The 26821-nt window shown below is 41.5% G+C and carries 23 protein-coding genes; 18 read left to right on the top strand and 5 right to left on the bottom strand.

All coding sequences use genetic code 11. From position 1 onward, the window contains the following. The first annotated feature begins 61 nt into the window (after positions 1 to 61). The 14 genes from POV26_RS08090 to POV26_RS08025 all read left to right on the top strand — a co-directional run bounded on the left by POV26_RS08090 (position 62) and on the right by POV26_RS08025 (position 10894). A complete protein-coding gene (locus POV26_RS08090; protein ID WP_272855968.1) occupies positions 62 to 391 on the top strand; it encodes a HesB/IscA family protein in 330 nt (109 codons plus the stop codon). A 33-nt stretch (positions 392 to 424) separates the two neighbouring features. After that, positions 425 to 814 (top strand): four helix bundle protein, encoded by a 390-nt coding sequence (locus tag POV26_RS08085; RefSeq protein WP_272855967.1) that lies wholly within the window; start codon positions 425 to 427, stop codon positions 812 to 814. Between the two features lie 55 nt (positions 815 to 869). Next, on the top strand, positions 870 to 2315 hold the full coding sequence (gene sufB / locus POV26_RS08080; protein WP_272855966.1) for a Fe-S cluster assembly protein SufB: 1446 nt from the start codon (positions 870 to 872) through the stop codon (positions 2313 to 2315). 49 nt (positions 2316 to 2364) lie between these two features. Beyond that, positions 2365 to 2772 (top strand): hypothetical protein, encoded by a 408-nt coding sequence (locus POV26_RS08075; protein WP_272855965.1) that lies wholly within the window; start codon positions 2365 to 2367, stop codon positions 2770 to 2772. Between the two features lies 1 nt (position 2773). Further along, a complete protein-coding gene (gene sufC, locus POV26_RS08070; protein WP_272855964.1) occupies positions 2774 to 3523 on the top strand; it encodes a Fe-S cluster assembly ATPase SufC in 750 nt (249 codons plus the stop codon). A 75-nt stretch (positions 3524 to 3598) separates the two neighbouring features. Beyond that, positions 3599 to 4912 (top strand): Fe-S cluster assembly protein SufD, encoded by a 1314-nt coding sequence (gene sufD, locus POV26_RS08065; RefSeq protein ID WP_272855963.1) that lies wholly within the window; start codon positions 3599 to 3601, stop codon positions 4910 to 4912. Positions 4913 to 4922: 10 nt separating this feature from the next. Further along, positions 4923 to 6197: a DNA methyltransferase gene (locus POV26_RS08060; RefSeq protein WP_272855962.1), complete on the top strand. Its 1275-nt coding sequence runs from the start codon at positions 4923 to 4925 to the stop codon at positions 6195 to 6197. Continuing rightward, positions 6194 to 6775 carry an MjaI family restriction endonuclease gene (locus POV26_RS08055; RefSeq protein ID WP_272855961.1) on the top strand — a complete coding sequence of 194 codons (582 nt, stop codon included), beginning with the start codon at positions 6194 to 6196 and terminating at the stop codon, positions 6773 to 6775. Before POV26_RS08060 ends, POV26_RS08055 begins: the two co-directional genes overlap by 4 nt. 1 nt (position 6776) lies before the next feature. Continuing rightward, on the top strand, positions 6777 to 7994 hold the full coding sequence (locus POV26_RS08050) for an aminotransferase class V-fold PLP-dependent enzyme (protein WP_272855960.1): 1218 nt from the start codon (positions 6777 to 6779) through the stop codon (positions 7992 to 7994). 90 nt (positions 7995 to 8084) lie between these two features. Next, positions 8085 to 8522 carry an META domain-containing protein gene (locus tag POV26_RS08045; protein ID WP_272855959.1) on the top strand — a complete coding sequence of 146 codons (438 nt, stop codon included), beginning with the start codon at positions 8085 to 8087 and terminating at the stop codon, positions 8520 to 8522. A gap of 11 nt (positions 8523 to 8533) precedes the next feature. Beyond that, complete coding sequence (locus POV26_RS08040; protein ID WP_272855958.1) at positions 8534 to 8959, top strand: SufE family protein; 426 nt, start codon at positions 8534 to 8536, stop codon at positions 8957 to 8959. Positions 8960 to 8963: 4 nt separating this feature from the next. Next, positions 8964 to 9287, top strand: a complete 324-nt coding sequence (locus POV26_RS08035; protein ID WP_272855957.1) for an SUF system Fe-S cluster assembly protein — start codon at positions 8964 to 8966, stop codon at positions 9285 to 9287. Positions 9288 to 9348: 61 nt separating this feature from the next. Then, positions 9349 to 9855, top strand: coding sequence for a DUF2480 family protein (locus tag POV26_RS08030; protein ID WP_272855956.1), 507 nt, complete (start codon positions 9349 to 9351; stop codon positions 9853 to 9855). A gap of 112 nt (positions 9856 to 9967) precedes the next feature. Continuing rightward, a complete protein-coding gene (locus tag POV26_RS08025; RefSeq protein ID WP_272855955.1) occupies positions 9968 to 10894 on the top strand; it encodes a DUF3078 domain-containing protein in 927 nt (308 codons plus the stop codon). Between the two features lie 100 nt (positions 10895 to 10994). On the opposite strand, the gene hflX is transcribed toward POV26_RS08025, so the two are convergent. Continuing rightward, complete coding sequence (hflX, locus tag POV26_RS08020) at positions 10995 to 12206, bottom strand: GTPase HflX (protein ID WP_272855954.1); 1212 nt, start codon at positions 12204 to 12206, stop codon at positions 10995 to 10997. Positions 12207 to 12476: 270 nt separating this feature from the next. Here hflX and POV26_RS08015 point away from each other — a divergent pair, with 270 nt between their 5' ends. The 3 genes from POV26_RS08015 (at position 12477) to POV26_RS08005 (ending at position 17920) form a co-directional block, all read left to right on the top strand. Then, positions 12477 to 14963, top strand: a complete 2487-nt coding sequence (locus tag POV26_RS08015; RefSeq protein ID WP_272855953.1) for a T9SS type B sorting domain-containing protein — start codon at positions 12477 to 12479, stop codon at positions 14961 to 14963. Positions 14964 to 15086: 123 nt separating this feature from the next. Then, the gene (locus POV26_RS08010) at positions 15087 to 16004 is read left to right on the top strand and encodes a PorP/SprF family type IX secretion system membrane protein (protein ID WP_272855952.1); all 918 of its coding nucleotides are present in this window, start codon (positions 15087 to 15089) and stop codon (positions 16002 to 16004) included. A gap of 23 nt (positions 16005 to 16027) precedes the next feature. Next, the gene (locus POV26_RS08005) at positions 16028 to 17920 is read left to right on the top strand and encodes an OmpA family protein (protein WP_272855951.1); all 1893 of its coding nucleotides are present in this window, start codon (positions 16028 to 16030) and stop codon (positions 17918 to 17920) included. A gap of 128 nt (positions 17921 to 18048) precedes the next feature. Here the strand turns inward: POV26_RS08005 and POV26_RS08000 are convergent, their stop codons facing one another. Both POV26_RS08000 and POV26_RS07995 read right to left on the bottom strand, forming a co-directional pair. Further along, a complete protein-coding gene (locus POV26_RS08000) occupies positions 18049 to 19488 on the bottom strand; it encodes a DUF5689 domain-containing protein (protein ID WP_272855950.1) in 1440 nt (479 codons plus the stop codon). An 18-nt stretch (positions 19489 to 19506) separates the two neighbouring features. Then, entirely contained in the window at positions 19507 to 22341 is a 2835-nt protein-coding gene (locus POV26_RS07995; RefSeq protein WP_272855949.1) for a TonB-dependent receptor, read from the bottom strand. Between the two features lie 133 nt (positions 22342 to 22474). Here POV26_RS07995 and POV26_RS07990 point away from each other — a divergent pair, with 133 nt between their 5' ends. Further along, the gene (locus tag POV26_RS07990) at positions 22475 to 23536 is read left to right on the top strand and encodes an endonuclease/exonuclease/phosphatase family protein (protein ID WP_272855948.1); all 1062 of its coding nucleotides are present in this window, start codon (positions 22475 to 22477) and stop codon (positions 23534 to 23536) included. A 60-nt stretch (positions 23537 to 23596) separates the two neighbouring features. Here the strand turns inward: POV26_RS07990 and POV26_RS07985 are convergent, their stop codons facing one another. Both POV26_RS07985 and POV26_RS07980 read right to left on the bottom strand, forming a co-directional pair. After that, positions 23597 to 24037: a hypothetical protein gene (locus POV26_RS07985; protein ID WP_272855947.1), complete on the bottom strand. Its 441-nt coding sequence runs from the start codon at positions 24035 to 24037 to the stop codon at positions 23597 to 23599. A gap of 97 nt (positions 24038 to 24134) precedes the next feature. After that, positions 24135 to 26774 carry a TonB-dependent receptor gene (locus tag POV26_RS07980; RefSeq protein WP_272855946.1) on the bottom strand — a complete coding sequence of 880 codons (2640 nt, stop codon included), beginning with the start codon at positions 26772 to 26774 and terminating at the stop codon, positions 24135 to 24137. Positions 26775 to 26821: the final 47 nt, after the last annotated feature.

Genomic DNA, 26821 nt, shown 5'->3' with positions numbered 1-26821 from the left:
CGGTATGGTTAAAAATTCTATTTGATGTATATTTGTCCTCTAATTTAGAATTAATCTACATATGATTAAGGTAAGTGAAAGTGCAAAAACCAAGATAGCACAATTGATGGCCGAAGAAGGTTTTAACATTGCCGTAGATTATGTGCGCGTGGGCGTAAAAAGCGGCGGATGCTCCGGTTTGAGCTACGAGCTGAAATTTGACCATAATCTGGGCGAAAACGATAAACTTTTTGAAGAAGAGCAGGTGAAAATCGCCGTGGACAAAAAAAGCTTTTTGTACCTCGTGGGAACAACTCTGGAATTTAGCGGTGGGCTTAACGGAAAAGGGTTTGTTTTCAATAATCCCAATGCCAATAGGACTTGCGGCTGCGGGGAATCTTTTTCACTATAAAAATTCAAGATTCAAGGTTTAAAATTCAAGATTATGGCAACCATTGAAAAATTTGAAGATTTGGAAATGTGGCAAGTAGCCCGAAAAATTTGTAAAAATATTTTTGAAATTAGAGAAAATTCAAACTTAAAAACGGATTATAGATTGTATGACCAAATTAATGGCTCTTCCGGTTCAATTATGGATAACATAGCTGAAGGTTTCGAAAGAAATGGAAATAAGGAATTCAATCAATTTTTATCTATTGCTAAAGCTTCATGCGGCGAAACAAGATCGCAATTGTATCGAGTTTTAGATAGAAATTATATTTCACAAGAAAAGTTTGATACACATTATCAAACATTGATTTCATTAAGCAAGCAAATTGCTGGTTTTATGAACTATCTGCAAAAAACAGACTTAAAAGGAAGTAAATTCAAATAAAATATTCAGGTTCTGAAATTTTTAATTTTGAACCTTGAATTTTGAATAAAGAATTATGAAATACACAGAAGACGATTTAAAAAAAGAACTGGAAACCAAGGAATACGAATATGGTTTCTATACCGATATAGAATCTGACACCTTTCCCGTTGGATTGAACGAAGATATAGTGCGCGCTATTTCAAAAAAGAAAGAAGAGCCCGAATGGATGACCCAATGGCGCTTGGAAGCTTTTCGGTATTGGTTGGAAATGGAGGAGCCCGATTGGGCAAATGTGCATTATGAAAAGCCCGATTTTCAGAATATTTCCTATTATTCGGCACCAAATAAAAAACCGAAATACAACAGTATTGACGAAGTGGATCCCGAACTTTTGGATACCTTCAAACGGCTCGGCATTTCGCTGGACGAGCAAAAAAAGCTGGCCGGGGTTGCCGTGGATATTGTAATGGACTCCGTTTCCGTGGCAACTACCTTCCAAAAAACCTTGGCAGAAAAAGGAATTATTTTCTGTTCCATTTCCGAAGCGATTAGGGAACATCCCGAATTGGTCAAAAAATATATAGGCACGGTTGTACCGCAACGCGACAATTTTTATGCAGCCCTGAACAGCGCGGTTTTCAGTGATGGCTCGTTCTGCTACATCCCAAAAGGCGTTCGCTGCCCCATGGAACTTTCAACCTATTTCCGTATAAACCAAGGCGGAACCGGCCAATTTGAAAGAACGCTATTGATAGCTGACGAGGGAAGCTATGTGAGTTATCTGGAAGGTTGCACGGCGCCAAGCCGCGACGAAAACCAACTGCACGCCGCGGTTGTTGAACTGATCGCTTTGGACGACGCCGAAATAAAATATTCAACCGTACAAAACTGGTACCCGGGAGACAAAACCGGAAAAGGAGGCGTTTACAATTTTGTGACCAAAAGAGGTATTTGTGAAAACAGGGCCAAAATTTCGTGGACGCAGGTTGAAACTGGTAGCGCCGTAACCTGGAAATATCCGAGCTGTGTGCTGAAAGGCGACAATTCCATCGGGGAATTTTACTCCATTGCCGTGACGAACGATTTTCAGCAGGCAGATACGGGAACCAAAATGATACACATTGGCAAAAACACCCGAAGCACAATCATTTCCAAAGGTATTTCAGCTGGAAAATCCCAGAACAGCTATCGCGGATTGGTGAAAATTATGCCAAACGCAGACAACGCGCGTAATTTTTCGCAGTGTGATTCTCTGTTAATGGGGAATAGCTGTGGCGCGCATACCTTCCCCTACATTGAGGCAAAAAACAAGACCGCGCAAATAGAACACGAGGCCACCACCAGCAAAATTGGGGAGGACCAAATTTTCTATTGCAACCAACGCGGTATCGATACTGAAAAGGCCATTGCACTGATCGTAAACGGTTTCAGCAAGGAAGTGTTGAACAAGCTGCCAATGGAGTTTGCGGTGGAAGCACAGAAATTATTGGAAATCAGCCTTGAAGGCTCGGTTGGATAACTATTTATTATAAAATTCAATATTTTAAAAACTAAATTATCTTTTACTTATGAAAAAAATTATTTTGCTGTTAGTGCTTTCAGCAACCGTTTTTTCCTGTAAAAATTCGGAAGAGAAAAACCAGGAAGCCGAAGAAACACCGGTTGAAAATGTAGAAAAAATCCAAACTTACAAAGGAGATTTTATAAGTTCCGACGGAGCATTGGTGCTAATGGGGCCCAACTTTATTTATGGGGTCAAGCGCGACATGCTTTCCGAAGGACTCGCAAAACAGGTAGCGGCAATTAAAAAGAACGATTATGATATGGTTGGCGTCATTGTTAAAGGAGTAGTTTCCGAGAATACTGACAAAGAAAGCGAGTGGGAAGAGATAATTACCATCAAAGAAATTATGAGGGTTGCAGATAAACCTTCGGAAGTAGATATTAAATTAAACGAAACAGAAAAGAAGAATTGAGATGTTAAAAATTAAAGATTTATACGCTGGATTGGGAGGAAAAGACATACTACAAGGCATCAACCTTGAAGTAAAAGCGGGCGAAATCCACGCAATAATGGGGCCCAACGGCTCAGGAAAAAGCACCTTGGCCTCGGTGGTTGCCGGCAAAGAGGAATATGAAGTAACCAGAGGGTATATCACTTTTGAAAATGAGGATATTTCAGAATTGGATCCCGAGGAAAGGGCGCACAAGGGCATCTTTCTTTCGTTCCAATATCCTGTGGAAATTCCTGGGGTTTCGGTGACCAACTTCATAAAAACGGCCATCAACGAAACCCATAAGTCGAAAAAGATGGACGATATGCCTGCTTCCGAAATGCTAAAAATGATTAAGGAAAAGGCAGATATGCTGGAAATTGACCGCAAATTCCTTTCCCGTTCATTGAACGAGGGCTTCTCCGGAGGCGAAAAAAAACGCAACGAAATTTTCCAAATGGCAATGCTGGAGCCAAAGCTCGCCATCCTCGACGAAACCGATTCTGGGCTGGACATTGATGCCTTGAAAGTTGTTGCAAACGGTGTGAATAAATTGAAGAGCAAAGACAATGCAGTAATAGTAATTACACACTATCAGCGTCTGTTGGATTATATAATACCAGATTTTGTCCACGTAATCATGAACGGAAGAATCGTAAAATCCGGCACCAAGGAACTGGCTTACGAGCTGGAGGAAAAGGGGTACGATTGGATTAAGGAAGAACTGGTTTAAACTATTCAAAATTTAAAATTCAAGATTCAAAATAAGGACCTTGAATTTTAAACCTTGAATCTTGAATTAAAAGAAATGAGTTTTAAAGACAAATTATTATCATCATACATCGCCCTCGAAGATTATTTGGAGTTCGATTCGCCATTGCACGATGTGCGGAACAACGCCATTAAAATTTTTGAGGAAAAAGGATTCCCAACAAAAAAAGAAGAGGCTTGGAAATATACCTCCCTCAATTCACTGTTGAAACCCGATTACACCGTCTATTCAAATAAAGAACGGAACGTAGAGCTTAAAAATGTACGCAAGTATTTCCTGCACGAAATAGATACCTACAAATTGGTTTTTGTGGACGGCGTTTACAGTTCCTTCCTTTCAGAAACTACGCACGACACGCTGGACGTTTGTTTGATGTCCGCCGCGTTGAACAAAAGCAAATACAAACCTGTGATTGAGGCCTATTTCAACAAAGTGGCGAAGAGCGACAGTCTGACTTCGCTCAATACCGCTTTTACCAAAGAAGGGGCCTATATCAATATTCCTGCGCACAAAGAAGTTGAAAAGCCTATTGAAATCATCAATTTTTCCACGGGAAATGAAGCTGCAATGTTTCTGCAACCACGAAATTTAATTGTGGTGGGCGAAAATGCGCACGTTCAAATTATTGAACGCCACCAAAGCCTTTCCGGCAATGAGGTTTTGACCAATTCAGTAACAGAGATTTTTGCCGAAAAGCGCGCTTTTGTAGATTATTATAAAATCCAGAACGACGAAGCAACCGCTTCTTTGATTGATAACACCTATATTTCGCAAGAGCGCGATACAGTTTGCCGCGTGCATACGTTTGCCTTTGGCGGCAATTTGGTCCGCAACAACCTCAACTTTTACCAAAAAGGCGAAAACTGCGATTCAACGCTGAAAGGTATTACGATTTTAGAAGGCAAGCAGCATGTGGACCACAACACTTTGGTACACCACATTGCGCCAAACTGCGAAAGCCACCAAGATTATAAAGGGCTATTTGCGGAATCTTCCACGGGCGTTTTCAACGGAAAAATAGTTGTTGAAAAAGATGCCCAAAAAACAGACGCTTTTCAACAAAACAACAATATTTTGATTGATGACAAAGCCACGATAAACGCCAAGCCCCAATTGGAGATTTTTGCCGATGACGTAAAATGCTCGCACGGTTGCACCATAGGCCAGTTTGACGAAGATGCCTTGTTTTATCTGCGAAGCCGCGGCATTGGATTGAAAGAATCACGCGCTTTGTTAATGTACGCCTTCGCGAACACCGTTTTGGAAAGCGTAAAAATTCCCGAACTTAAAATGCGGATCAACAAGCTTATAGCCAATAAAATTGGGGTTAGTTTGGGGTTTGAGCTGTAAATTTTATCAAATGGATACCACACATAAAATAATAAATGGAGATAGTAGAGACATGAGTCTTTTAAAAGACGGGGCTGTGCAATTGGCCATTACTTCCCCTCCGTATTGGCAGCTTAAAGATTATGGTATTCAGAACCAGATTGGTTATCATCAATCTTATGAAGATTATATAAATAATCTGAATTTAGTTTGGAAGGAATGTTACCGAGTCCTGGAAAACGGTTGTAAACTCTGTATAAATATTGGCGATCAGTTTGCAAGAGCGGTTTATTACGGCAGATATAAGGTTATTCCCATTCGGACGGAAATTATAAAATTTTGTGAGAGTATCGGCTTTGATTATATGGGTGCCATAATTTGGCAAAAACAGACCACCACCAACACCACGGGAGGAGCCTCACTCATGGGAAGCTACCCAAACCCACGGAACGGTATTTTATCAATAGATTATGAGTTTATCTTGCTTTTCAAAAAACTTGGGACACCAAAAAAAATAGACAAAAAAACAAAGGAAGAATCCAAAATGACCAAAGAAGAGTGGAAAGAGTATTTTTCTGGCCATTGGAATTTTGGTGGTGCCAGACAGGACGGGCATATAGCGATGTTTCCCGAAGAGTTACCTAAAAGACTTATAAAAATGTTCTCGTTTAAAAACGAAACTATATTAGACCCCTTTTTAGGAAGTGGCACAACATCTCTTGCCGCAAAGAATCTCGGCAGAAATTCAGTTGGATTTGAAATAAACAAAGATTTCATTCCTTTTGCAACAGAAAAATTACAGAAAAATGATAACTGCAGTCTTGAGCATATCATCCATAGAACCAATAAAGATTTTGAGACAGAAATTGAAAAATTACCCTATGTTTTTAAAGACTACCATAATTTAGACAAAAAAGTAGATCCAAAAAAACTACAGTTCGGTTCAAAAATAGATAACGCATCCAAAAAAAGGGAGCAGTATTATTCCGTAAAGGAAATTGTGAGCCCGGAAATTGTAAAACTCAACAACGATTTAACAGTAAGGCTTATTGGGGTAAAAGAAGATAAAAAAGTTAATGGGAAAGCCGCTAAATTTTTAGAGGAAAAAACCAAAAACCAGCAGGTCTATTTAAAATTTGACGCAATAAAGCACGACGCGAATAACAATTTATATTGCTATCTGTATTTAAAGAACAAAACGTTTATCAATGCACACCTTATAAAAAAAGGCTATGTGGATATTGACACCTCTTTCGATTATAAATTCAAGGAAAAGTTTCTTGCATATACCGAACAATCGCAATGACAAAGATTAAACTTAAAAACGCCGAAATTCAAGAAATTTTAACCGATGAAATTTCAGATTATCCCAAATATACGACCCAGATCATAAACCTCGCCAATCAAAATGCCCAAGGCACCCGTCCAAAAGTGGTGGGCCAATTATCCGACCTTATAGTTGAGTTTGAAGGAAAATCGTTAAATGAATGGAAAGAATGGTATCTTAAAAAACACCCGAAAGCTATTGAAAATGCTGTTGACAAAATTTTTCCGATGATTGAGCGATTAAAAGACGCCATTCAAAAAATTGACAAAAAAATGGTCGAAGCCTGGGTAACCGATTTAGTAATTTTGAAAACATTTACTGGCTTGAAATTCCAAGAGGCAATTTTACATAAAATAGCTTTTATTAAAGGCCAAAATTACAGATTGGCCACCCCAAAAGAAGAGTCAAGAGGAATCGATGGGTTTATAGGAAACACTCCCGTAAGCATTAAACCGGACACTTATAAAGTCAAGGCCTCCCTTTCCGAAACTATTGAACAGCACATTATTTATTACAGCAAGAAAAAAGACGGTGTAACCATCAAATTTAATTTTTGATATGTCCTTCAACCTCCAGAAAATCCGCAACGATTTCCCCATCCTTTCCCGAAAGGTAAACGGCTATCCGCTGGTGTATTTGGACAATGCGGCCACTTCGCAAAAGCCGCAACAGGTAATTGATGCCATTGTGGATTATTACAGCCGTTACAACGCAAACATCCATCGCGGCGTGCACACCCTTTCGCAGGAAGCTACCGATGCCTATGAGGCGGCTCGCAAAAAAATACAAACCCATTTTAATGCGAAGGAAGCCTACGAAATCATTTTTACAGCGGGTACCACCCACGGAATAAATCTGGTGGCAAATGGTTTTTCTGAAATTCTAAAAAAAGGCGATGAAATTATCGTTTCGGCAATGGAACACCACAGCAATATCGTGCCGTGGCAAATGCTCTGCGAAAAAACGGGTGCCATTTTGAAAGTGATTCCAATGAACGAGGAAGGCGTTTTGGTTTTTTCGGAATATGAAAAATTGCTTTCCCAAAAAACGAAACTGGTTTTCGTAAACCATATTTCAAACGCCCTGGGCACTATCAACCCCATCGAAAAAATTATTGAAAAAGCGCACGAATTTGGAGCGTCCGTACTTATCGACGGCGCCCAATCCTGTTCGCATATAAAGCCCGATCTCCAAAAATTGGATGTAGATTTCTACGTAACCTCGGCTCACAAAATGTGCGGGCCCACGGGCGTGGGGATTCTTTATATGAAAGAGGAATGGGGCAACAAACTCGCACCCTACCAAGGCGGCGGCGAGATGATTGCCGAAGTTACTTTTGAAAAAACCACCTATGCCGGACTGCCGCATAAATTTGAGGCGGGAACCCCCAATATCTGCGGCGGTATTGCTTTTGGAGCCGCAATAGATTATTTGAACCGGATAGGTTTCGACGCGATCGAAGCCCACGAAACCGAACTCTTGAAATACGCCACTGAGAAACTTTTGGAAATTGAAGGTTTAAAAATCTACGGCACGGGGCCTGATAAAACCTCGGTAGTTTCTTTCAATATTGAGGGCATCCATCCGTACGATATTGGAACGATTGTCGACAAATTGGGCATTGCCGTGCGCACCGGCCACCATTGCGCCCAGCCCATTATGGATTTTTATAAAATACCCGGAACCGTGCGCGCTTCCTTCGCATTTTACAATACGCTGGAAGAAGTGGATGCCTTGGTTAACGCCGTGAAAAAGGCGAAAATGATGTTGGAATAAAATTCCAAATTTCAAAAACCAAATTCCAAAAACTCAAAGTATAGTCCCAAAAACTTGAAACTTGTAACCTGAAACTTGAAACAATAAATTATGAAAACACTCGCCACATTATCACTAATCCTGTTTGCCGTAATCGTTACGGGTTGCGACGAAACCAAAAAAGTAATCGACGTTGCCGGAAGTGTCCAGCTTACGGGCAGTTATACGGTAACCGCACTTAACGGAAAGAAATTGGTAAATACCACGAATCCTACCTTTACATTGTCGGCTTTGGACAATTCCTTCCGTGGCACAACGGGCTGCAATTCGGTGTTTGGCAACTATACCATTGATCTCTATACAATTAACTTCGGCCAACTCGCGGTGAGCGAAAAGATGTGTATGGACAAAAACATTATGAAAACCGAGCGGGACTTTTTGGACGCCCTAAACAATACCGGTTCCTATGCATTGGAAAACAATACACTTACACTGTATTCAAAAACAGACCGCAGTGTACTGTTAAGTGCGAAGAAAGACGAAAAATAATTGAACAAATTATGACGATTGAAGCAATACAGGAAGAATTGATCGATGAGTTTTCCATGTTTGAAGACTGGATGCAGCGCTACGAATACATGATAGAACTCGGCAAATCCCTTCCGTTGATTGACGAAAATTTAAAGACCGACGACAAGCTGATAAAGGGCTGCCAGAGCAAGGTGTGGCTACATTCAGAAATGAAGGATGGAAAAATAATTTTCACCGCAGATAGCGACGCCATCATTACCAAGGGAATAATCGCGGTTTTGGTGCGTGTTTTTTCGAACCAAAAACCGCAGGCAATTCTGGATGCAAACACCGACTTTATTGACGAAATAGGCTTAAAGGAACATCTTTCACCTACCCGCGCAAATGGGTTGGTATCTATGATAAAACAGATGAAAATGTATGCCTTGGCATACCAAACACAACTTAAAAATTAATACAATGGAAACAGATATAAACATGGCCGAACTTGGCGAAAAAATAATTGAAGTCATAAAAACCATCTACGACCCCGAAATACCCGTGGATATCTACGAGCTCGGACTTATTTATGACGTTTTTATAAACGAAGACCGCGAGGTAAAAATATTGATGACCCTTACCACGCCCAACTGCCCCGTAGCCGAAAGCCTGCCGATGGAAGTGGAGGAAAAAGTAAAATCCATGAAAATGGTAAAGGACGCCGAAGTAGAAATAACCTTCGACCCACCGTGGTCGCAAGAGCTCATGAGCGATGAGGCAAAACTGGAGCTCGGAATGCTTTAGCCCCTAAATCCCCTAAAGGGGACAATTAAGTAACTTATTAACCCAATAACTTTTTTTTCCTTTGTCCGAAGAAATAATAAACCGTGTAGCGAACAGCAAGCTTGTAACCTTTAACCTTGAGGATATTTATCCAAAAGGCGAAAGGGTTGCTTTTGATATTTCGCAATGGTTGCTGGAAGGCATCGTGCTGCGCGAAAGTGATTTTCGGGAGCAGGCAAAACAGCACGATTGGAGCCAGTACCAAGATAAATATGTGGCACTTTTCTGCAGTACCGATGCCATTGTTCCAGGTTGGGCGTATTTGCTATTGTCGCTGCATTTGGCTCCCTTTGTAAAAAAAGTAACCGTTGGAAGCTTGGAGGAACTGGAAAGCACACTTTTTGCCGAATTGCTTCAAAACCTGGATGTTTCGGAATACACAGACAAACCCGTAATCATAAAAGGCTGTGCCCACAAACCCATTCCGCAGAACGCTTATGTGCTTTTGGCGCAGAAACTGCAGCCTGTAGCAAAAAGCATTATGTATGGCGAGGCTTGCTCTTCGGTACCCCTTTATAAAAAAAGATAGCAGGTTTCGCTGGAAACAGTTTTCAATCTTAAAAAAACCCCAATTTTACTTGTTGTTTGGCCATCCTCCAAAAAGAGTTCTTATTTTTGCAAAGAACCAAATTCTTTATAAGATGAAAAAACTTTTACTTCTTGCAGTTCTTTTAGCTGCTCCATTGGCCGTCTTCTCACAGGAAGAAACTCCAAAAGATTCTATTCCGAACGGCTGGACGCGTGCTGGAAACATTTCGTTATTGTTCAACCAAGCCGCATTTAACCACGAATGGACCGGTGGTGGAACTTCCAATTATTCCGGAAACCTTTCATTGACTTACGATTTCAACTATAAGCAAGACAAAATTTCTTGGAACAACCGCTTGATTGGCGAATATGGCGTTACCAAAAACAAAGACGATAAATATTCCCGAAAGACCAATGACCGTTTGGAGCTGAACTCTATCTTAGGAAGGCAAATAAAGGAAAGTAACTGGTATGCCTCATTGTTTTTGAATTTCAAGACCCAATTTGCAAAAGGGTATGAATTTAATGAAGACCTTAATCCTGATGATGCAGGGTATCGAACTGAGACTACCCATATCCTCTCACCAGCTTATATTCAATTTGGCCCTGGTTTGCTTTGGAAAAAAAACGACAATCTTTATGTGAACGTTTCTCCCGCAACCGCAAAGTTTATTCTTGTTGATAAGGATTTTACCTCTGTGAACGAAGCTATTCCAGGGGCATTGGATGCCTATAACGAAAACAAATACTACGGGGTTGATGCCAACAAAAGCAGCCGTTTTGAATTTGGAGCTTCCCTTTCAGGCTATGCCAAATTTAATATTATGGCGAATATTTCCGCAGAAAACATTTTGAACCTCTATTCAAATTACCTTGAAGATCCACAAAATGTTGATATTGATTACACTTTTAACCTCGTGATGAATGTGAACAAATACATTACATCAAACGTTACCTTTCAAGCAATATATGACGACAATGCCGTACAGGGTTTCCAAATTCGGGAAGCTTTGGGGATTGGCGTAACTTATGGGTTTTAGGCATTAGGCATTAGGCATTAGGCGTTAGTTAGGCAAAAATAAAAAAGCTGTCAGGTTTTATTACTTGGCAGCTTTTTTATACTCTTACTACAAACAATTTTTAATCTTCCTCCGTGTATTCATCGTACAGAAAGTTGTTGTACGGGAAACGGGTGGTGTGGATTTCCTTCACTTTTTCATAAACCAACTTTCGGAACTCACTGAAGTTTTCTTTGTTCAAAGCTGAAATAAAAATGGCGTCACCATTCAGTTTTGCCATCCAAGTTTGTTTCCACTCCTCTAAAGTGTAGTGGGCCTTGGTTTTTTCGGTCATTAAATCGTCTTCTTCAATTTCCTCTGCTTCGTAAGCGTCAATTTTGTTGAAGACCATAATTGTGGGTTTGTCCGCACTGCCTATTTCTTCTAGAATTTTGTCCACCGAATCAATGTGATGTTCAAAGGAAGGATGGCTAATATCTACCACGTGCAGCAACAAATCTGCTTCGCGAACCTCGTCCAACGTGCTTTTAAAGGATTCTACGAGCTGGGTTGGCAGTTTTCTGATGAAACCAACGGTATCGGTAAGTAAAAATGGAAGATTGCCAATAACCACTTTCCGAACGGTGGTATCGAGCGTTGCGAAGAGCTTATCTTCTGCAAAAACATCGCTTTTACTGATCACGTTCATCAAGGTAGATTTTCCCACATTTGTGTAACCTACCAAAGCCACCCGCACCAAAGAACCGCGATTGCCGCGCTGCACCTCCATTTGGCGGTCAATTTTTTTCAATTTATCCTTCAGCAAAGCAATCCGGTCGCGAACAATCCGCCTGTCCGTTTCAATCTCCGTTTCCCCCGGACCGCGCATCCCGATACCCCCGCGCTGCCGCTCAAGGTGGGTCCACATCCCAGCAAGACGAGGAAGTAAATATTGGTATTGCGCAAGTTCAACTTGCGTTCGGGCGTAGCTGGTTTGTGCACGTTGTGCGAAAATGTCGAGAATTAAGTTGGTGCGGTCTATAATTTTGCACTGAAGGATCTTTTCAATATTTTTTTGTTGTGCAGGCGAAAGTTCGTCATCAAAAATGGCAACCCCCACTTCGTGCGCGTCCACATATTGTTTAACCTCCTCCAACTTTCCGGTGCCAATAAAGGTCTTCGGATTGGGCACCTCTATTTTTTGGGTGAAGCGTTTCAGCACCTCCCCACCCGCAGTGTATGCCAGAAATTCCAGTTCATCGAGGTATTCTTCAGATTTTTCTTCGTCCTGAAATTTTGTTATCAATCCAATTAAAACTGTTTTTTCGTAGGAAATGTCCGTTTGCTCTATCATATATTTTTATTGATGCTTTGATGCTTTTGATTCCGTAGATACTATTGCCACAGATTACTGACCACTGAATACTGAATACCCGCAAAGGTACAAAACACAAGTTTAGACTTCCATCTCCCTTAGGAGCAATTTAAGATGGTCAGACCGATATAGATGTTTTTTAAAAAACGGAAAGAAAATGAAAGGGATATTATTTAGAAAATTCATATATTTCGCTGTTAAAAAAAAGTTAACACGCAATAAAATACAATAATCACCAACAAAAACTTTATGAATAAAAAATTACCCCTCTATTTACAAAGTTGCCACTATTATTTTAAAGTCAACTTTAGACCGCACACGCTCGCACTTATTAGTTTCCTATTACTTTCTTTTTCTGCATTTGCACAAGGACCGGGATGTCCAAACGTTTATGCCGGTGAAGATGTGGAGCTGGACTGTGGGCAACCTTGTACAGACCTTACGGCAAGTTTTCTAAACACTGGAGAAACCACCAGTTATGCTGTTTCATCCATTCCTTATGATCCTCCTTTCCCGTTTACGGGAGGAACACCTGTGTCTGTGGACACAGATGACATTTGGTCCGATGCCATCCAATTGCCTTTTGATTTCTGCTTTTTTGGCGAAACCTATTCGCAAATGGTCATTGGTTCCAACGCAGTGGTTTCGTTCGACCTAGTCAATAATCCACCCGGCGGCTATTGTAGTTGGTTGTTTGATGAATCAATTCCAGATCCCAACCTGTTTTTTACAACCATCTTTGGCCCCTATATGGATGTAGATCCATCTGTAGGCGGTTCTGGCCAAATAAATTGGACCGTTTTTGGGGAATCACCCTGCAGAACAATGGTGGTTAATTTTCCGGGAATCCCATATTTTGACTGCAACAATCTTTCCCTAACCTCCCAAATAGTTATTTATGAAACTACAAACGTAGTGGAAGTTTATGTAGAGGATAGGCCGGATGGCTGTACCTGGAATGACGGAAATGCCGTATTGGGAATTCAAAACCAAAACGGTACGGTAGGTTATACCGCTCCTGGAAGAAATACCGGAAATTGGGCAGCTTCCAACGAGGCATGGCGCTTTACGCCAAACGGCGCTTCAAATGTTGTTTTTTCTTGGTTGGATTCAACAGGGACAGTTATCGGTACCGATCCAACGATAAATGTTTGTCCAACAGACCCTTCAACCACATACACCGCCCAAGCAGTTTACACAAATTGTAACGGCGATGTGGTTACGGAAACCGATGAGGTTACCGTAACAAGAATAGGCTCCTTTACAGTAGATCTTGGCGGCGACCAAGAACTTTGTGATGCCCAAAGCTATGATATTACTGCCGAAATAATTGGCGGAAACCCTGCCGAGGCTACGTTCCTATGGAATACAGGTGAAACTACACAAACTATTACCGTAACCACTTCCGGAACCTATACCGTGGAAGTAACCATTGGCACTTGTACCGTTAACGCCTCCGTGGTAATAAACTTTAACGAACTTCCTTTGATTGAACTGGGAGATAATATAGAAACCTGCTTCACTGAACCCGTGGTTTTAGACGCCTCCCCTTCCAACTATAACCCCGCAGATGCAACTTATGAATGGAGTCTTGACGGAAACGTTTTAGTCGGAGAAACAAACCCAACACTGAATGCTACTCAATATGGCGTTTACAGCGTAATAGTTTCAGTGGCCGATTGTGCCGCAACGGATGAAGTGACACTTTCACAACAAAACATTCAGGTTTCATTGGGAAATGATTTTACGTCTTGTTTTGAAACACCCGAAACCCTTACGGCTGAAGCAATAGATTACGATCCAACCTTAGCAACGTACGAGTGGAGCTTGAACGGGGTAATCCTTACTGGCGAAACCAACCAAACCCTCAATATTACCCAGCCCGGAACCTATGCGGTTACGGCTACTGTTAATCTCTGTACTACTACGGACAGCGTTGTGGTCGGTTTGGGGAATATTGAAGTAACAGTTAATGAGGATTTCCAAACCTGTTTTGATTCCCAAGTTGTTTTGGAAGCTTTGCTTACCGTTCAAAATCCAGATGCAACTTACGAGTGGAGCCTTGATGGTACCATTTTAGCCGGCGAAACAAATTCCACATTAATAATCACTGAAATTGGAACTTATACCGTAACGGCAACTGTTGGAAGTTGTACGGCATCAGATAGCGTAACGGTTTCCTATAGGGATGATCTTGAGGTTACTCTTGGCGACGATTTACTAACATGTCCTAACGAACCACAAACACTAACTGCAACTACCATTGAAGAAGGTGCAACCTACCAGTGGTTTTTGAACGGAACTTTATTGACTGGAGAAACAAATAGCACGCTGAATTTTATGGTTGAACCGGGAACGATAGGTACCCAAACCTATTCCGTGGTAATTTCAGTGGGCGGATGTTCCGGTACGGATTCAGTGGATGTTAATTTGTATGCCGTTGGAAATTGCGTAATTTCTGAAGGGCTTTCACCAAATGGAGATGGCTTTAACGATACCCTGGACCTTACCTTCCTAAATGATAGAACCGGAATCAATAAACTTCAAATCTTCAATAGATTGGGGACACAAGTTTATGAACAGAACAATTACATCAACCAATGGAAAGGCCAAACCAATGATGGTGAAGCGCTTCCCACGGGAACCTATTTCTACGTAATTGACCTTGCAGGGAACGATGCTGTCTACGGCTCACAGGCCACAGGTTGGATTTATCTTAACCAGAAAGCGAACTAACCCATTAAATACTTTTTAACTACCAAATAGATAAAAATGAAATGTCCACCAATTATTTCCAAAATGAATGCGAATACATTATCTGGACATTCCATCTTCCAATTTATCAAATATTTTATACAGATGAAAAAACATATATATAGCATAATAGTATTGATGGCGGTGCTGCTCTTTCAGGAAGCACAGGCGCAGCAGGACCCTCAATATACCCAGTACATGTACAATATGAACGTGGTGAACCCGGCCTATGCGGGCTCCAAGGAAAGTCTTTCGCTCACCGCACTTTACAGAAACCAATGGTCTGGGCTGGACGATAACCCAGTTACCTTTACCTTTTCGGCACATTCGCCCATTAGCGATAAAATAGGTCTGGGCCTTTCCGCCATAAAAGACGAGTTGGGTCCCGTAAGTGAGACCAATGTGTATGCGGATTTCTCCTACACCCTGCAATTGGGCAGCACCGTAAAACTTGCCCTGGGTCTAAAAGCCGGGGCCACCTTTCACGAGGTGGGCCTAAGCGGTCTGGAACTTCAGGATCCCAATGACCCATTCTTTTCAGAAGATATAAATAACACTTACCCAAACATTGGGGCAGGTGCTTTTCTGTACGGCGATAAGTTTTACGTAGGGTTCTCGGTTCCAAATATGCTGAAATCGGTTCACCTTGATGAAAACGGAATCAAGTACGGTTCCGAGACCAACCATTACTTCGCCACTGCCGGATACGTCTTCCAAGTTTCAGAAAACTTTAAGTTGAAGCCTTCCGTAATGGTGAAATCTGCCTTTGACGCTCCCATTTCCTACGACGGAAACCTGAACGCGCTGTTTTATGATAAATTTGAACTTGGGGCATCCTACAGATTGGACGATTCCTTTAGCGGCTTGGTTGGGTTCCAGATTACCCCAAACATCCGCGTGGGCTATGCTTATGACCACGTAACCTCCGACCTTAAAACAGTAGGTCCGGCCTCACACGAAGTGGTGCTGACCTTCGATCTGTTCTTTAAGCCGCGCGTTTTACGTTCACCAAGATTCTTCTAATAACCAAACAAATTTCATTTAAGATGAACAAGATATATACAATCCTTTTACTCATAGCGGTAAGCAGCACAATGGCTTTCGCACAAAACAGTAAAACAAAAAAGGCCGATCAGTATTACGACCGCCTGCAATATACCGATGCCGCCGAAGCCTATCAGAAATTGCTGAAAAAGGGCGAAGGCAGCACCTACGTTTTTGAACGTTTGGGAAACAGCTATTTCTTTATAAACGATACCAAAAAGGCCGAAACCTATTACAAACGCGTGGTAAAACGCAAAGATGTAGATGCCGAAACGGTTTACAACTATGCCCAATCGTTAAAGGCGAACGGCAAGTTTGGCGAGTACAATACCTATATGAAGCAGTTTGCCGAAATGAAACCGAATGATTCCAGAGCAGTGGCGTTTATGAAGAACCCTGACTACCTACCTAAAATTATTGACGAAAACGCCCAGAAATATGCTGCCACAAATCTTGATGCTCTCAATTCAAAATATTCAGATTTTGGCGGAACGGTTGTGGGGAACGATTTCTACTTTACTTCGGCGAGAAACACTTCCCGCAAAAAGTACGGTTGGAACGAAGAACCGTTTTTGGACATTTACAAGGCTTCCATCGTGGGTGGTGTTGAAAAAAATGAAGTATTGCTAAAAGGCGACGTAAATACGAAATACCACGAAAGCACCGTAGCCATTACCGCAGACGGCAAGCGCATGTATTTTGACCGAAACGATTATTACAACGGGAAGTACAAAAAAGACGAAGAAGGCATTAACCAATTAAATATCTATTGTGCTGAAAATATAGATGGTGAATGGAAAGACATTAAACCTGTACCTTTTAACGACCATCAATTTTCAAACAGTCATCCGGCTTTAAGTCCAGACGGAAACACCTTATATTTTACCAGCGATCGCCCCGGAGGAAAAGGGCAAGCCGACATTTATAAAGTATCTATTTCAAAAGACGGTACCTTCGGCACTCCCGTAAACCTTGGCGACAACATCAATACGGAAGGAAGGGAAGGTTTCCCGTTTGTGGATGCCAACGGCACGCTCTACTTTAGTAGCGATGCGCACTTGGGTATGGGCGGTATGGACGTTTTTGCCGCAGAGCCTCAAGGCGATGGTTTTGGGAAAGTGAGAAATCTTGGGCTTGGCGTCAACAGTAGCGATGACGATTTTGCGTATTCTTATGATCCTGCAACCCAGGAAGGCTATGTTTCCTCCAACAGAAAAGGCGGCAAGGGAAGTGATGATATTTACAAAATCAAAAAACTTGATATTTGTGATGTTATCATTAACGTAATCGTTGTTGATGCCAGCAACGACGAACCAATCGGCGGCGCACGTTTGGATCTGTTTGACAATCTTGAAAACAAACTGAAAAGCCAAACTACCGGTCCAAACGGAATCGGCAAAATTACCGTAGCCTGCAACCAAGAGCACGTTGTGCAAGCGTTCAAGGAAGGCTATGAAAGCAATGCCGAAACGGTTGCATCTTCCAAAGAAGGTGAAAAGAGCATCCGCATAGCGCTTCGACCAATAGACGAAATTGTGAAAGGCGATCTTGTAAAACTGAACCCAATTCTTTTTGACTTCGATAAGCACAACATCAAGCCACAAGCAGCCTTTGAATTGGACAAGCTGGTAGAGTTGATGAAGAAAAACCCTGAAATGGTTATAAAGGTTGAAGGCCATACCGACAACCGCGGTAGCGATGCCTACAATATGGACCTTTCGGAAAGACGTGCGCGCAGTACTGTACAATATGTAATTTCAAAAGGAATTGCGAAAGACAGAATTAGCGGGCAAGGTTTTGGCGAAAGCAGACCGGCCGTTGATTGTGGCGATAATTGTACTGAAGCCCAGCACCAACAAAACAGACGTTCCGAATTTATTATTGTGAAAAAATAAAGAGCACCATCTATTATTAACTGGAAAACCAACCAGAGAAAAAACCCTTGCTTGTCCATTATTTGGATTTCGCAAGGGTTTTTAACTTTCTATGTATGGCACAAAATAAAAGATGTTTTTTTTAATCATTAATCTGAGTTGATTACTATTTCATCAAACTCATAGGTTCCATCAAAAGCTTCTTCACCGCTGCCCACATATTTTAAGGCGATATAACCGCTTCCTGAAATACAGTCCAAATCAACATTTCCCGAAGGAAACCATGGCCCAAAAGCATCATCGTCCTGCGTTATGTATGCCGCGGAAAGTATGTCCCAAGTAGCGGAAGTAATATTCTCGGGATTTCCGTCCCAATCTGTTGATATAAACAATTCCAACGTGCTTCCGTCCGCAAAACTGTTTGAGGTTTTAAAGTTTAGGGTTTCGCCTTCTTGGGCATCAAAGTTTATTTGGGGCGTAATTAACCAAGCGATATTGCTGGCATCGCCAGAATTGTAAGCCTGCATTCTGGCAGAAATACCGAGCGATGGACTACTGCCCGTTGAGGTGAATGCTTCCCATTGCTCGGAACCGGCTTCTATATAATTTGTCCAACCGTTTCCTGAGATTGGATCTCCCGGAGTTTGTGTTTCGAAAAAATCACTAAAAAGCACATTTGTTCCGGTTGAAGCTGCCAAACCGCAATCAATTTCGCCCGGATCGCATCGTTCTTCACTGTCAAAATGTATTGTGGAAGGATCGCTTACGGTAATATTGAAGTCTTCTCCGTAGAAATCATAGGTTAAAATTGCGTCCATTGTTCCCCTTCCACTTGGCAAAAGCACGGCTTTATAATCAGCGTAGGTGCTGGTGCTAAAAATTGTGGAATAGCCAGTTTCACAATTTTCAAGTTTACGTTCAGCGTCAAATTGATCACCCGGTTCCGCGGCAAAGGTTTTGCGATTTTCGCCAACGGCCTCATGGCGGTCAAATTGAACATCCGTCAAACGAACAAAGAGGTTTGTTTTAGCATCTGAAAAATCAAGAATTGTGATGGGAAGTGCTTCAATAGTCGCAACTTCAACATCGCGAATCAAAAAATCAAACATAGCAGATTCCGGAATTTTCTGAATATTTGTTCCGTCCCGAATTCCCAAAGTCAACACGCCACTGTTTAAGCCGACGGTCAAGCCATCGAGTTTTACGTATATTTTTCTTCCAAATTCAAAAGAAGTGAAAAGCGGATTCGCATCAATCAAAATTTTCACACCCGTGTTTGGGTTTGATGCGCTGTTCTGGATAATTAATTCCTCAAAAAAGTTTCCGCCTTCATCGCTGGAAATTACATAGCCTGTGATGTATTTATTTGTTTCTTCCAAAGTTAAAATTGCATCCGGATTTCCAGTATTTGTTTGTTCCTGCTGCAATAAACTTCTTAATGAAGAAATTTCGATTATGTCATTTGGGTTGATATTGGGCGCGACTATTTCGGTATTCGGCACTTCAAAATCATCCTTTTTTACGCAAGAAACTACTGTAATTAATACGAAGAATAGCGTAAACACTTTGCAAAATTTTCCTGTTTTCATAGCTCAAGTATTTTATTGTTAAAACCGTACGTAAACATTTGCGTAATATGTGGTTCCATAGCCAAAGAAATAGCGATTGCCAAAAATGGGCGTATTTCTATTTTGATCTTCCTGCACTTTTTTATAATCTGCCAATCGCGAATCTTCAAAACCACCAGTTTTGTAGTGTTGGTCCAAAATATTATTGACGGTTGCAAAAAATCCAACGTAATACCCTTTGATTCTCCACGATTTTCCGCCGACAATATTTACAAGCATATATTCTCCAAAATCCTCTTGTTTTAAAAGGGTTTTGGCTACTTCGGGGTCATAATCGCTATAAGTTTGTCCATCGCCATCAAAAGTGAAAGCGTCGGATCTTCGCAACGTACTTACATCTATATATGCGTTTGAAAAATAGTTGGCCGTAACGCCAACCCACCAAAAATTGGGGTCGCGATATTCCAATCCTACTTGATACGCCCTTTCGGGACCGCCGGCTACGTGATAATTTTTCAGCTTTGTGGTTTTATCGCCGAAAGTTAGAATATCGAAATCATCGCTCGTTAAATATTGGTTCGGATTGTTTGTGTAAACATTTTCGCCAAAAGCTGCCGCTGCTTTCAACTTAAACGTTGGGGTAATTTGCGCTTCAATGCCCAACTCCGCGCCCATTTTTCGGGTGTCAATTCCTGTAATTACTTCCTGTACGAAAGCATATCCGTCTTTGTAACCTTGGGCAGATTCGGTAAAAAAGAAATTGATATCCGTCTGATTTTTGATGGTATTGAAATAACCCGTGAGCCGTGCTTTCACAATGGGTGAGCGGAAAATATAACTTAAATCTACATTCTGGATTTTTTCAGATTCCAGCCCGATTACGGTTGCATTGCTCTGTCGGGAGTTGCTGAAAGCATTTCGAAGCGTTGGCGCTTTGGTGAAATAGCCAGCATTAAAATCAACCAAATGTCTTCCAGAAATTTTATAAAGAAGACCGGCTTTTCCTCCAAAATTGGTAAAACTCAAGTTTTCACTTTTCCCTAAGGAAAGATTTCCGGGAAAATTGCCGTTTTCGAAAAGACCGTTGCGTTGGTAACTGGTCTGTGAAGCAGTTGCAGCGAAATACAAATCCGTCCGGCTATATTTAAACTGCCCCTGCACAAAACCCGAAATTACGCTGGCGTTCAATTCATAATTATATTTGTAGCGTTCGCCTTCGGTAACGATTCGGTTTCGGTTTTGCAAATCGCTTTGGGCCACATCGCCGATGATTGTATTGTTTACGCCTTCGGCAAAATAATCGATGTCCAAATAGCCCGTTCCGCCCAAAAGATCGTTCAGTTCGGCAAAGTTTTCACTTTTTAGATTGCGATAACTGAGGCTTCCGTTTAGGGTAATATTTTCGTTAACCCGGCTGTTTAGAATTGTATTCAACGTTAATTGGGTGTCATCCTGCCTATCTTCCTGAATGGCATATATGGAATTTCCGCCGCTATCCTTTGCAATTCTATTGGCTTCGTAAAGCGAGTCCCAGTCCAGTTGGCCATCATTTATAAACTCCCGCCCCGCCAAATAGGCAAGTTCATAATCATAAGCCGAAGGGTTTTCAAAGCGAAGAAAATAACTGGGCAAGCGTTGGTAATAATTGGGATACGGATTTCGGGCGCCCCCAATATATGCCTGCTGGCCGTCCACTTCAATCAAACGGGTCCCGCCGTAATCAATGCGGGTGTTTCCTATTTTTCCAAATTGATACCCAAGGTTTGTATTCAACGAAGTTTTATCGCTTAAATTCCAAAAATGATTGAGCATAATTACGGGCTCCTCCACCGTTTTTGTTTTTGAATTGCGAACATCGCCACTTTGATAGCCCCAATTTGGGTTGTAATCAATTCCTTTTAAATCTTCAACCTCAGCGGTTATGGGAGCTGATTTTCCACGATGGTTCGGCGTGTAAAATGCCGTGAAATTAAGGCTGCTGTTTTTGCCAAAATTTTTCTCCACGGAAGCGAAAAAGGAATTGGCATCATATATCGTTCCTTCCTGAAAACCACCGTTTCCAAAACGCCGCGAAAGCAACACCGAATACGCCCAACCATTTTTCCCCAAACCGCTATTATAAGAACCCATTACGCGTCCGCGATAACTTCTATTGGAAGATGCATACGAAACCCGTCCACCTTTGCGGTATTGGGAAGCACGCATAATTATATTGGTGGTTCCGGCAACATCTCCAAACGCATAGTCATTGGCCTTCAAGCCCATCGAGAATTCCTGGTTGCGCTGTACATCGTTCAACCCGCCCCAAGCTGCCCATTGCGGCCGGCCGTCGTATTGTTTGTTTATTTCAATACCGTTGATCAATACTTTTCCATTTGCATTGTCAAACCCGCGCGGCTTGAAAAAAGTAGCACTGAAATCATAAGCGGCGGCATTCAAAAAAATATCGTCTGATGCCTGCAACAGCCCGGAAATAGTATAAGAAGTGCCGGCGTCATCATCCAATTCGTTATCGGAAAGACTGATAACCCCAATTTGTTGCTCCACTTCGCGCAAATCTATCTCCATTAAAACCGGGTCCAAATTGATTGGCGCATCGTTTTGAATAATTATGGGAAGCTTTAAAGTAATGTAGCCTGATTTTGAAACAATCAGTATTTGCTGCCCTTGCGGAAGATTTTCCTGAAGAAAATTAAACTCGCCCAAAGCATCGGTTGTGGTATTGAAGCTACTGCCCTGAATGCTGATCCCGACATCAGGAATGGGCTCATAAGAATTGGTTTCCAGTACCCGCCCTTTTACGATGGCCTCTTGGGCAAATGACGAGAGCCCAGCCCAAAAAAACACATATCCTATAAAAATGAAGCGTTTCATCTTTAAATATGAATTTTACTGGGGAGAATATATTTAGGGGAGAATTTTAATTATAACGTCATAAATTTAATAAAAAAAGTGTCGTATATAAAATATATTTGTTAACTTTTTAAGAATAATAATCTTGCGGAAAATGGATCGACGCTTTCAATACCCTCTTTTTCTTTGCCTGTTTTATATTACTTTTTCATTTTCCCAAAGCGAGAAGGCATATAAAATAAACACGATTGCCTTTTACAACCTTGAAAATCTTTTTGACTACGAAGACGACCCAATAACATTTGACGATGACCGTACCCCTGAGGGCAAAGATCACTGGACCAAGGAAATCTACGAGGCGAAATTGGCCAATATGGCAAAAGTAATTTCTGAAATAGGCGAAGACGTTACGGGAACTTCCCCTGCAATTATTGGGGTTAGCGAAATTGAAAACCGTCGTGTGCTGGAAGATCTTTTGAACCAAGAACCCCTGGTAAACAAAGATTATGGTATTGTCCATTTTGACAGCCCGGACCGTCGCGGGATTGATGTGGCGCTATTATATCGGAAAAAACTCTTTACGCCCACAAATTATAAAGCCTATGAGCTTGTACTCTATGACGATCAAGACCGCAGCAAGCGCATTTATACACGCGACCAACTTTTGGTAAGCGGTATGCTCGATGGAGAAAAAATTAGCATTATTGTAAATCACTGGCCCTCCCGAAGCGGGGGCGAAGAGCGCAGTCGCCCAAAAAGAATAAAAGCCGCCGAACTGAACAAACATATAATGGATTCACTGTTCAGTGAAGACCCGTACGCAAAAATTATTACCATGGGCGATTTGAATGACGATCCAATAAGCCCGAGCGTAAAGGATGTGTTGAAAACCAAAAACAAAAAGGAAGATTTAAAGCTCAAGGAACTCTACAACCCAATGGAAAATATGTACAAGAAGGGAATGGGCACACTTGCCTACCGTGATGCCTGGAATCTTTTTGACCAAATAATTATTTCAACGGAATTGGCCAAAAAAGAGTATTCCTCCTATCGTTTTTACAAGGCTGGGATATTCAATAAAAATTATTTAACCACGCCCCGTGGGCAATACAAAGGATACCCTTTCCGAAGTTTTGTAAATGGTTATACAGGTGGGTATAGCGACCATTTTCCGGTCTTTGTTTATTTGATAAAGGAGAAATCGACTGCCAATTAAAACATGTAGGCGCACGATTAATCGCGCGCCTACATGTATGTATATAAATCCGAGGTTATTTTAGAACCAATGGTCCCAAGGAATCCGGCTGAGCATTAACACCAATGCAATGGTATAGAATATTGCCAAGGTTTTGAACTTGCCGTGCGAAAGGAGTTTCTTTTTGTGTTTTGAATAGCCAATTGTGATAAAGATCACCGTCAAAATCATTACGAAAGGGTGCTCTACCGCATAAAGCCTGAATTCAGAATTCTTCATTACTTCTCCCATTCCTACTTTGGCAATGTTTTGGAACCCTAAAGGGGAAACAAAATAAAGAACCAGCCCAATGAGAATCTGAATGTGTGTTACAATAAGTGCGAATAGTGAAATTCTAAAATCTTTAGCCCCGTATTCTCTTTTTGAGAAAAACCCGGCAAGTGCATTGAATGTTGCGAGCAGAACGATCAAAAGAACCAAATATGCCCAATAGGAATGGACGAATTGTAAGGAAGTAACCATAGTATTTATTTTTTATAAGTGTTCCAAAGATAAGGTTTATAAATAATAAAAATGCCCCAAAAGTCTGGGGCATTTTTTTAAAACAATAGTCTGTTTATTAAAAATCGTAACGAAGGCTTGCATTCCAAGTTCTTCCATTACCGTAAAAATAACCGAAAGAATCTTTTTGGCTCAAATACATTTCGTTAGTGACGTTGTAGCAGTTTGCCCTGAATGTAAAATTATTACCTCCAAAATCAAATTTGTAAGTAATTCCCGCATCCAATACACTGTATGCCGGCAAGCGCTCGGCTTGGTACACAACACCGGCCTGAGCGGCATTGGTCACTTCTTCGGCATCCACAAAACCATAAAGATCTGTATAAATGTTATAGTCTGCATCAACTGTCAAACCTCCAAAAATGTTGTATTTGAAGCCAAAACCAAAAGAAGTCTGTGGCGCGTTGCCTACTTTGGTACCGCTAAGGTTTACCGTTCCTTCTTCCAGCAATACGTTGGTCTCATCTTCTCGGGTCTGATACGGGGTTTCACCGTCATATTTCCAGTTGCCGATGCTTCCAAAAGCTCTAAGCATAAACGCGCTTGAGTATCTGTATTTCCCTTCAAATTCAAATCCTTTGTGAACTTGGGTAATATCAGTGAATCTTTGGTAACGATCTTTTTGATTGACAGGGTTGGGATCGTTTGGATTTCCTTCAATAAAACTTCCTGAAAGGAAACGGTTACCCCAACTGGTGTAGTAGCCATTTAAGTCTAAACTAAATGCTCCCGCACGAAGTCTATACCCAACTTCAACACCTAAAATTTCCTCATTGTCAATTTCGTTTTCGCCTTCAAGTATATAGTTTGAGTTTCTGATATCAGAGAAAATATTATCCAAGAAAGGTTGTCTTGAATAGTAACCTGCATTGGCAAAAAGGGTATTGTTCTCAATAAAAGTATAGCCCATACCCCCTTTAATGTTGTAGCCCATTTTGTTTACTTTGTCAGATTTTCCAAGACCGTTAACGCCTTCTACTTCCCTACCTTCGGCACGACCTTCCCTTTGGTAGCTTTGGGTTGAAACGGCTCCCTGAACAAAGGCTGAGAAACTATCGGTCTTGTATTCGGCTTGACCGAAACCACCTATGTAATTTATGTTTTCTGAATAATCGTAATTGAAACGTTGGCTCTCATCTGCAGAATTGAACAAAGCCGCCCAAGGATTTGCTTCAAAAGTATCGCTAATTACGTAATCGCTATCTCTTGCATCGCCATATCCACGGTTGTCCGCATAGCCTTGAAGGCCCAAAAGATTGTTCATTTGGTACCAGTGGCTTCCTTTGTAGAAACGGGTATCCACACCAAGATTGAAGGTGAAGTTATCACTTACGGCACTTTCAAGGTTTGTAAGGAAGCCGAACCAGTTGTGGTTATTTACGGACATTCTTCTTGCTACTGAACCCCTCCGAAAGCTTCCTATTCCGTTTTCGGCGCTTGCAATGTTGTTTTCTTCCAGTTCATTAAAATCTATTTCGCCATGATTGTCGCGTACCGCATCAATGTTTCGAGAACTTCCCGCAGGGCCCGTTCCGCCGCCACGGCCAAAAGAAGCATATGCTACGGAAGACAGATTTGTTCTATCGCTAATGTTCCAGTCCCAGTTAAGGTTGATGATTGGCTTGTGGTAGTAATTTCTTCTAAAGGTAAATCTCTCGCCGTTATAGAAACCGGAGTTGCTGTTATATCGTTTTCCGTACAGATCGTAATCTTCCAAAGAATCTGAGAAGTTTTGGTCGTGCCATTGTGGCGCTCCCGTAAGTAAGAAGTTAAAGGAATGGGTATCGTTAGGAACATAACCTATTCCCACAAAATAGTTTTGGCCCTGCCCAGCAGTTCCGTCAGAATATTTTCTGTGTGCTTGCCAGTGGTCCAGCAAAAAGCTGTATGCCCATTTTCCTTTAAGGCCGGAGTCATAACTTATTGTTCCTTTGAAATAGCTATCGTTACCGGTCATAAAACGCGCAAAACCACCTTCTTTTCTACCGGCGGCACGCGAAATGATGTTTACAGTTCCGCCCACTGACGAAATGGCCAGTTTTGAAGAACCCAAACCACGCTGAACCTGTACTGCGTTTGCCACGTCAGACATACCGGACCAGTTGGACCAGTACATTTTTCCGTCTTCCATTCCGTTGATCGGCTGTCCGTTCAAAAGGAAAGCGGTGTTGGTTTGGTCAAAACCGCGCAAGAACATTTGTGAATCGCCAAAACCTCCGGCTTGGTTAGAAACGTAAACACTCGGGGTGCTTTTTACGGCCTCTGGAAATTCTACGTTACCAATTGCCTTCGCCTGAATTTCAGCAGAAGTAATGGTAGAAACAGCAATAGGAGTTTGACGGTCCTTCGCCAAATCTATAATTCCTTTTCCAACTATTACAACTTCTTCAAGAGCATCAGAATCCACTGTAATTTTAACTGTGCCAAGGTCTGCAGTTCCATTTACGATCTTGAACGGCACTTTTTCAATAGTGTATCCAATGTATGAAATGGTAAGTGTACCCGTTTTAGCGGAAGTCTCTAAAGTGAAATTTCCGTCAAAATCGGTAATGGCGCCATTTGTTGTGCCAGTCTCAACCACGTTGGCTCCTGCCAAAGGGTCGTTTGATTCAGAATCGATTACCGTTCCAGTAACCGTTGATTGTGAAAAAGCGGCAAAACCGCCCAGTAAAAAAACAAGTAGTAAAAGTTTTCTCATGAATTTAAATTTTAAGTTTAAAAATTTCGGCAAAAATACAACCTTAA

The organism is Aequorivita todarodis, from assembly GCF_028561335.1.
GTDB lineage: Bacteria > Bacteroidota > Bacteroidia > Flavobacteriales > Flavobacteriaceae > Aequorivita > Aequorivita todarodis.
This window is presented reverse-complemented; position numbering and strand designations above follow the sequence as displayed.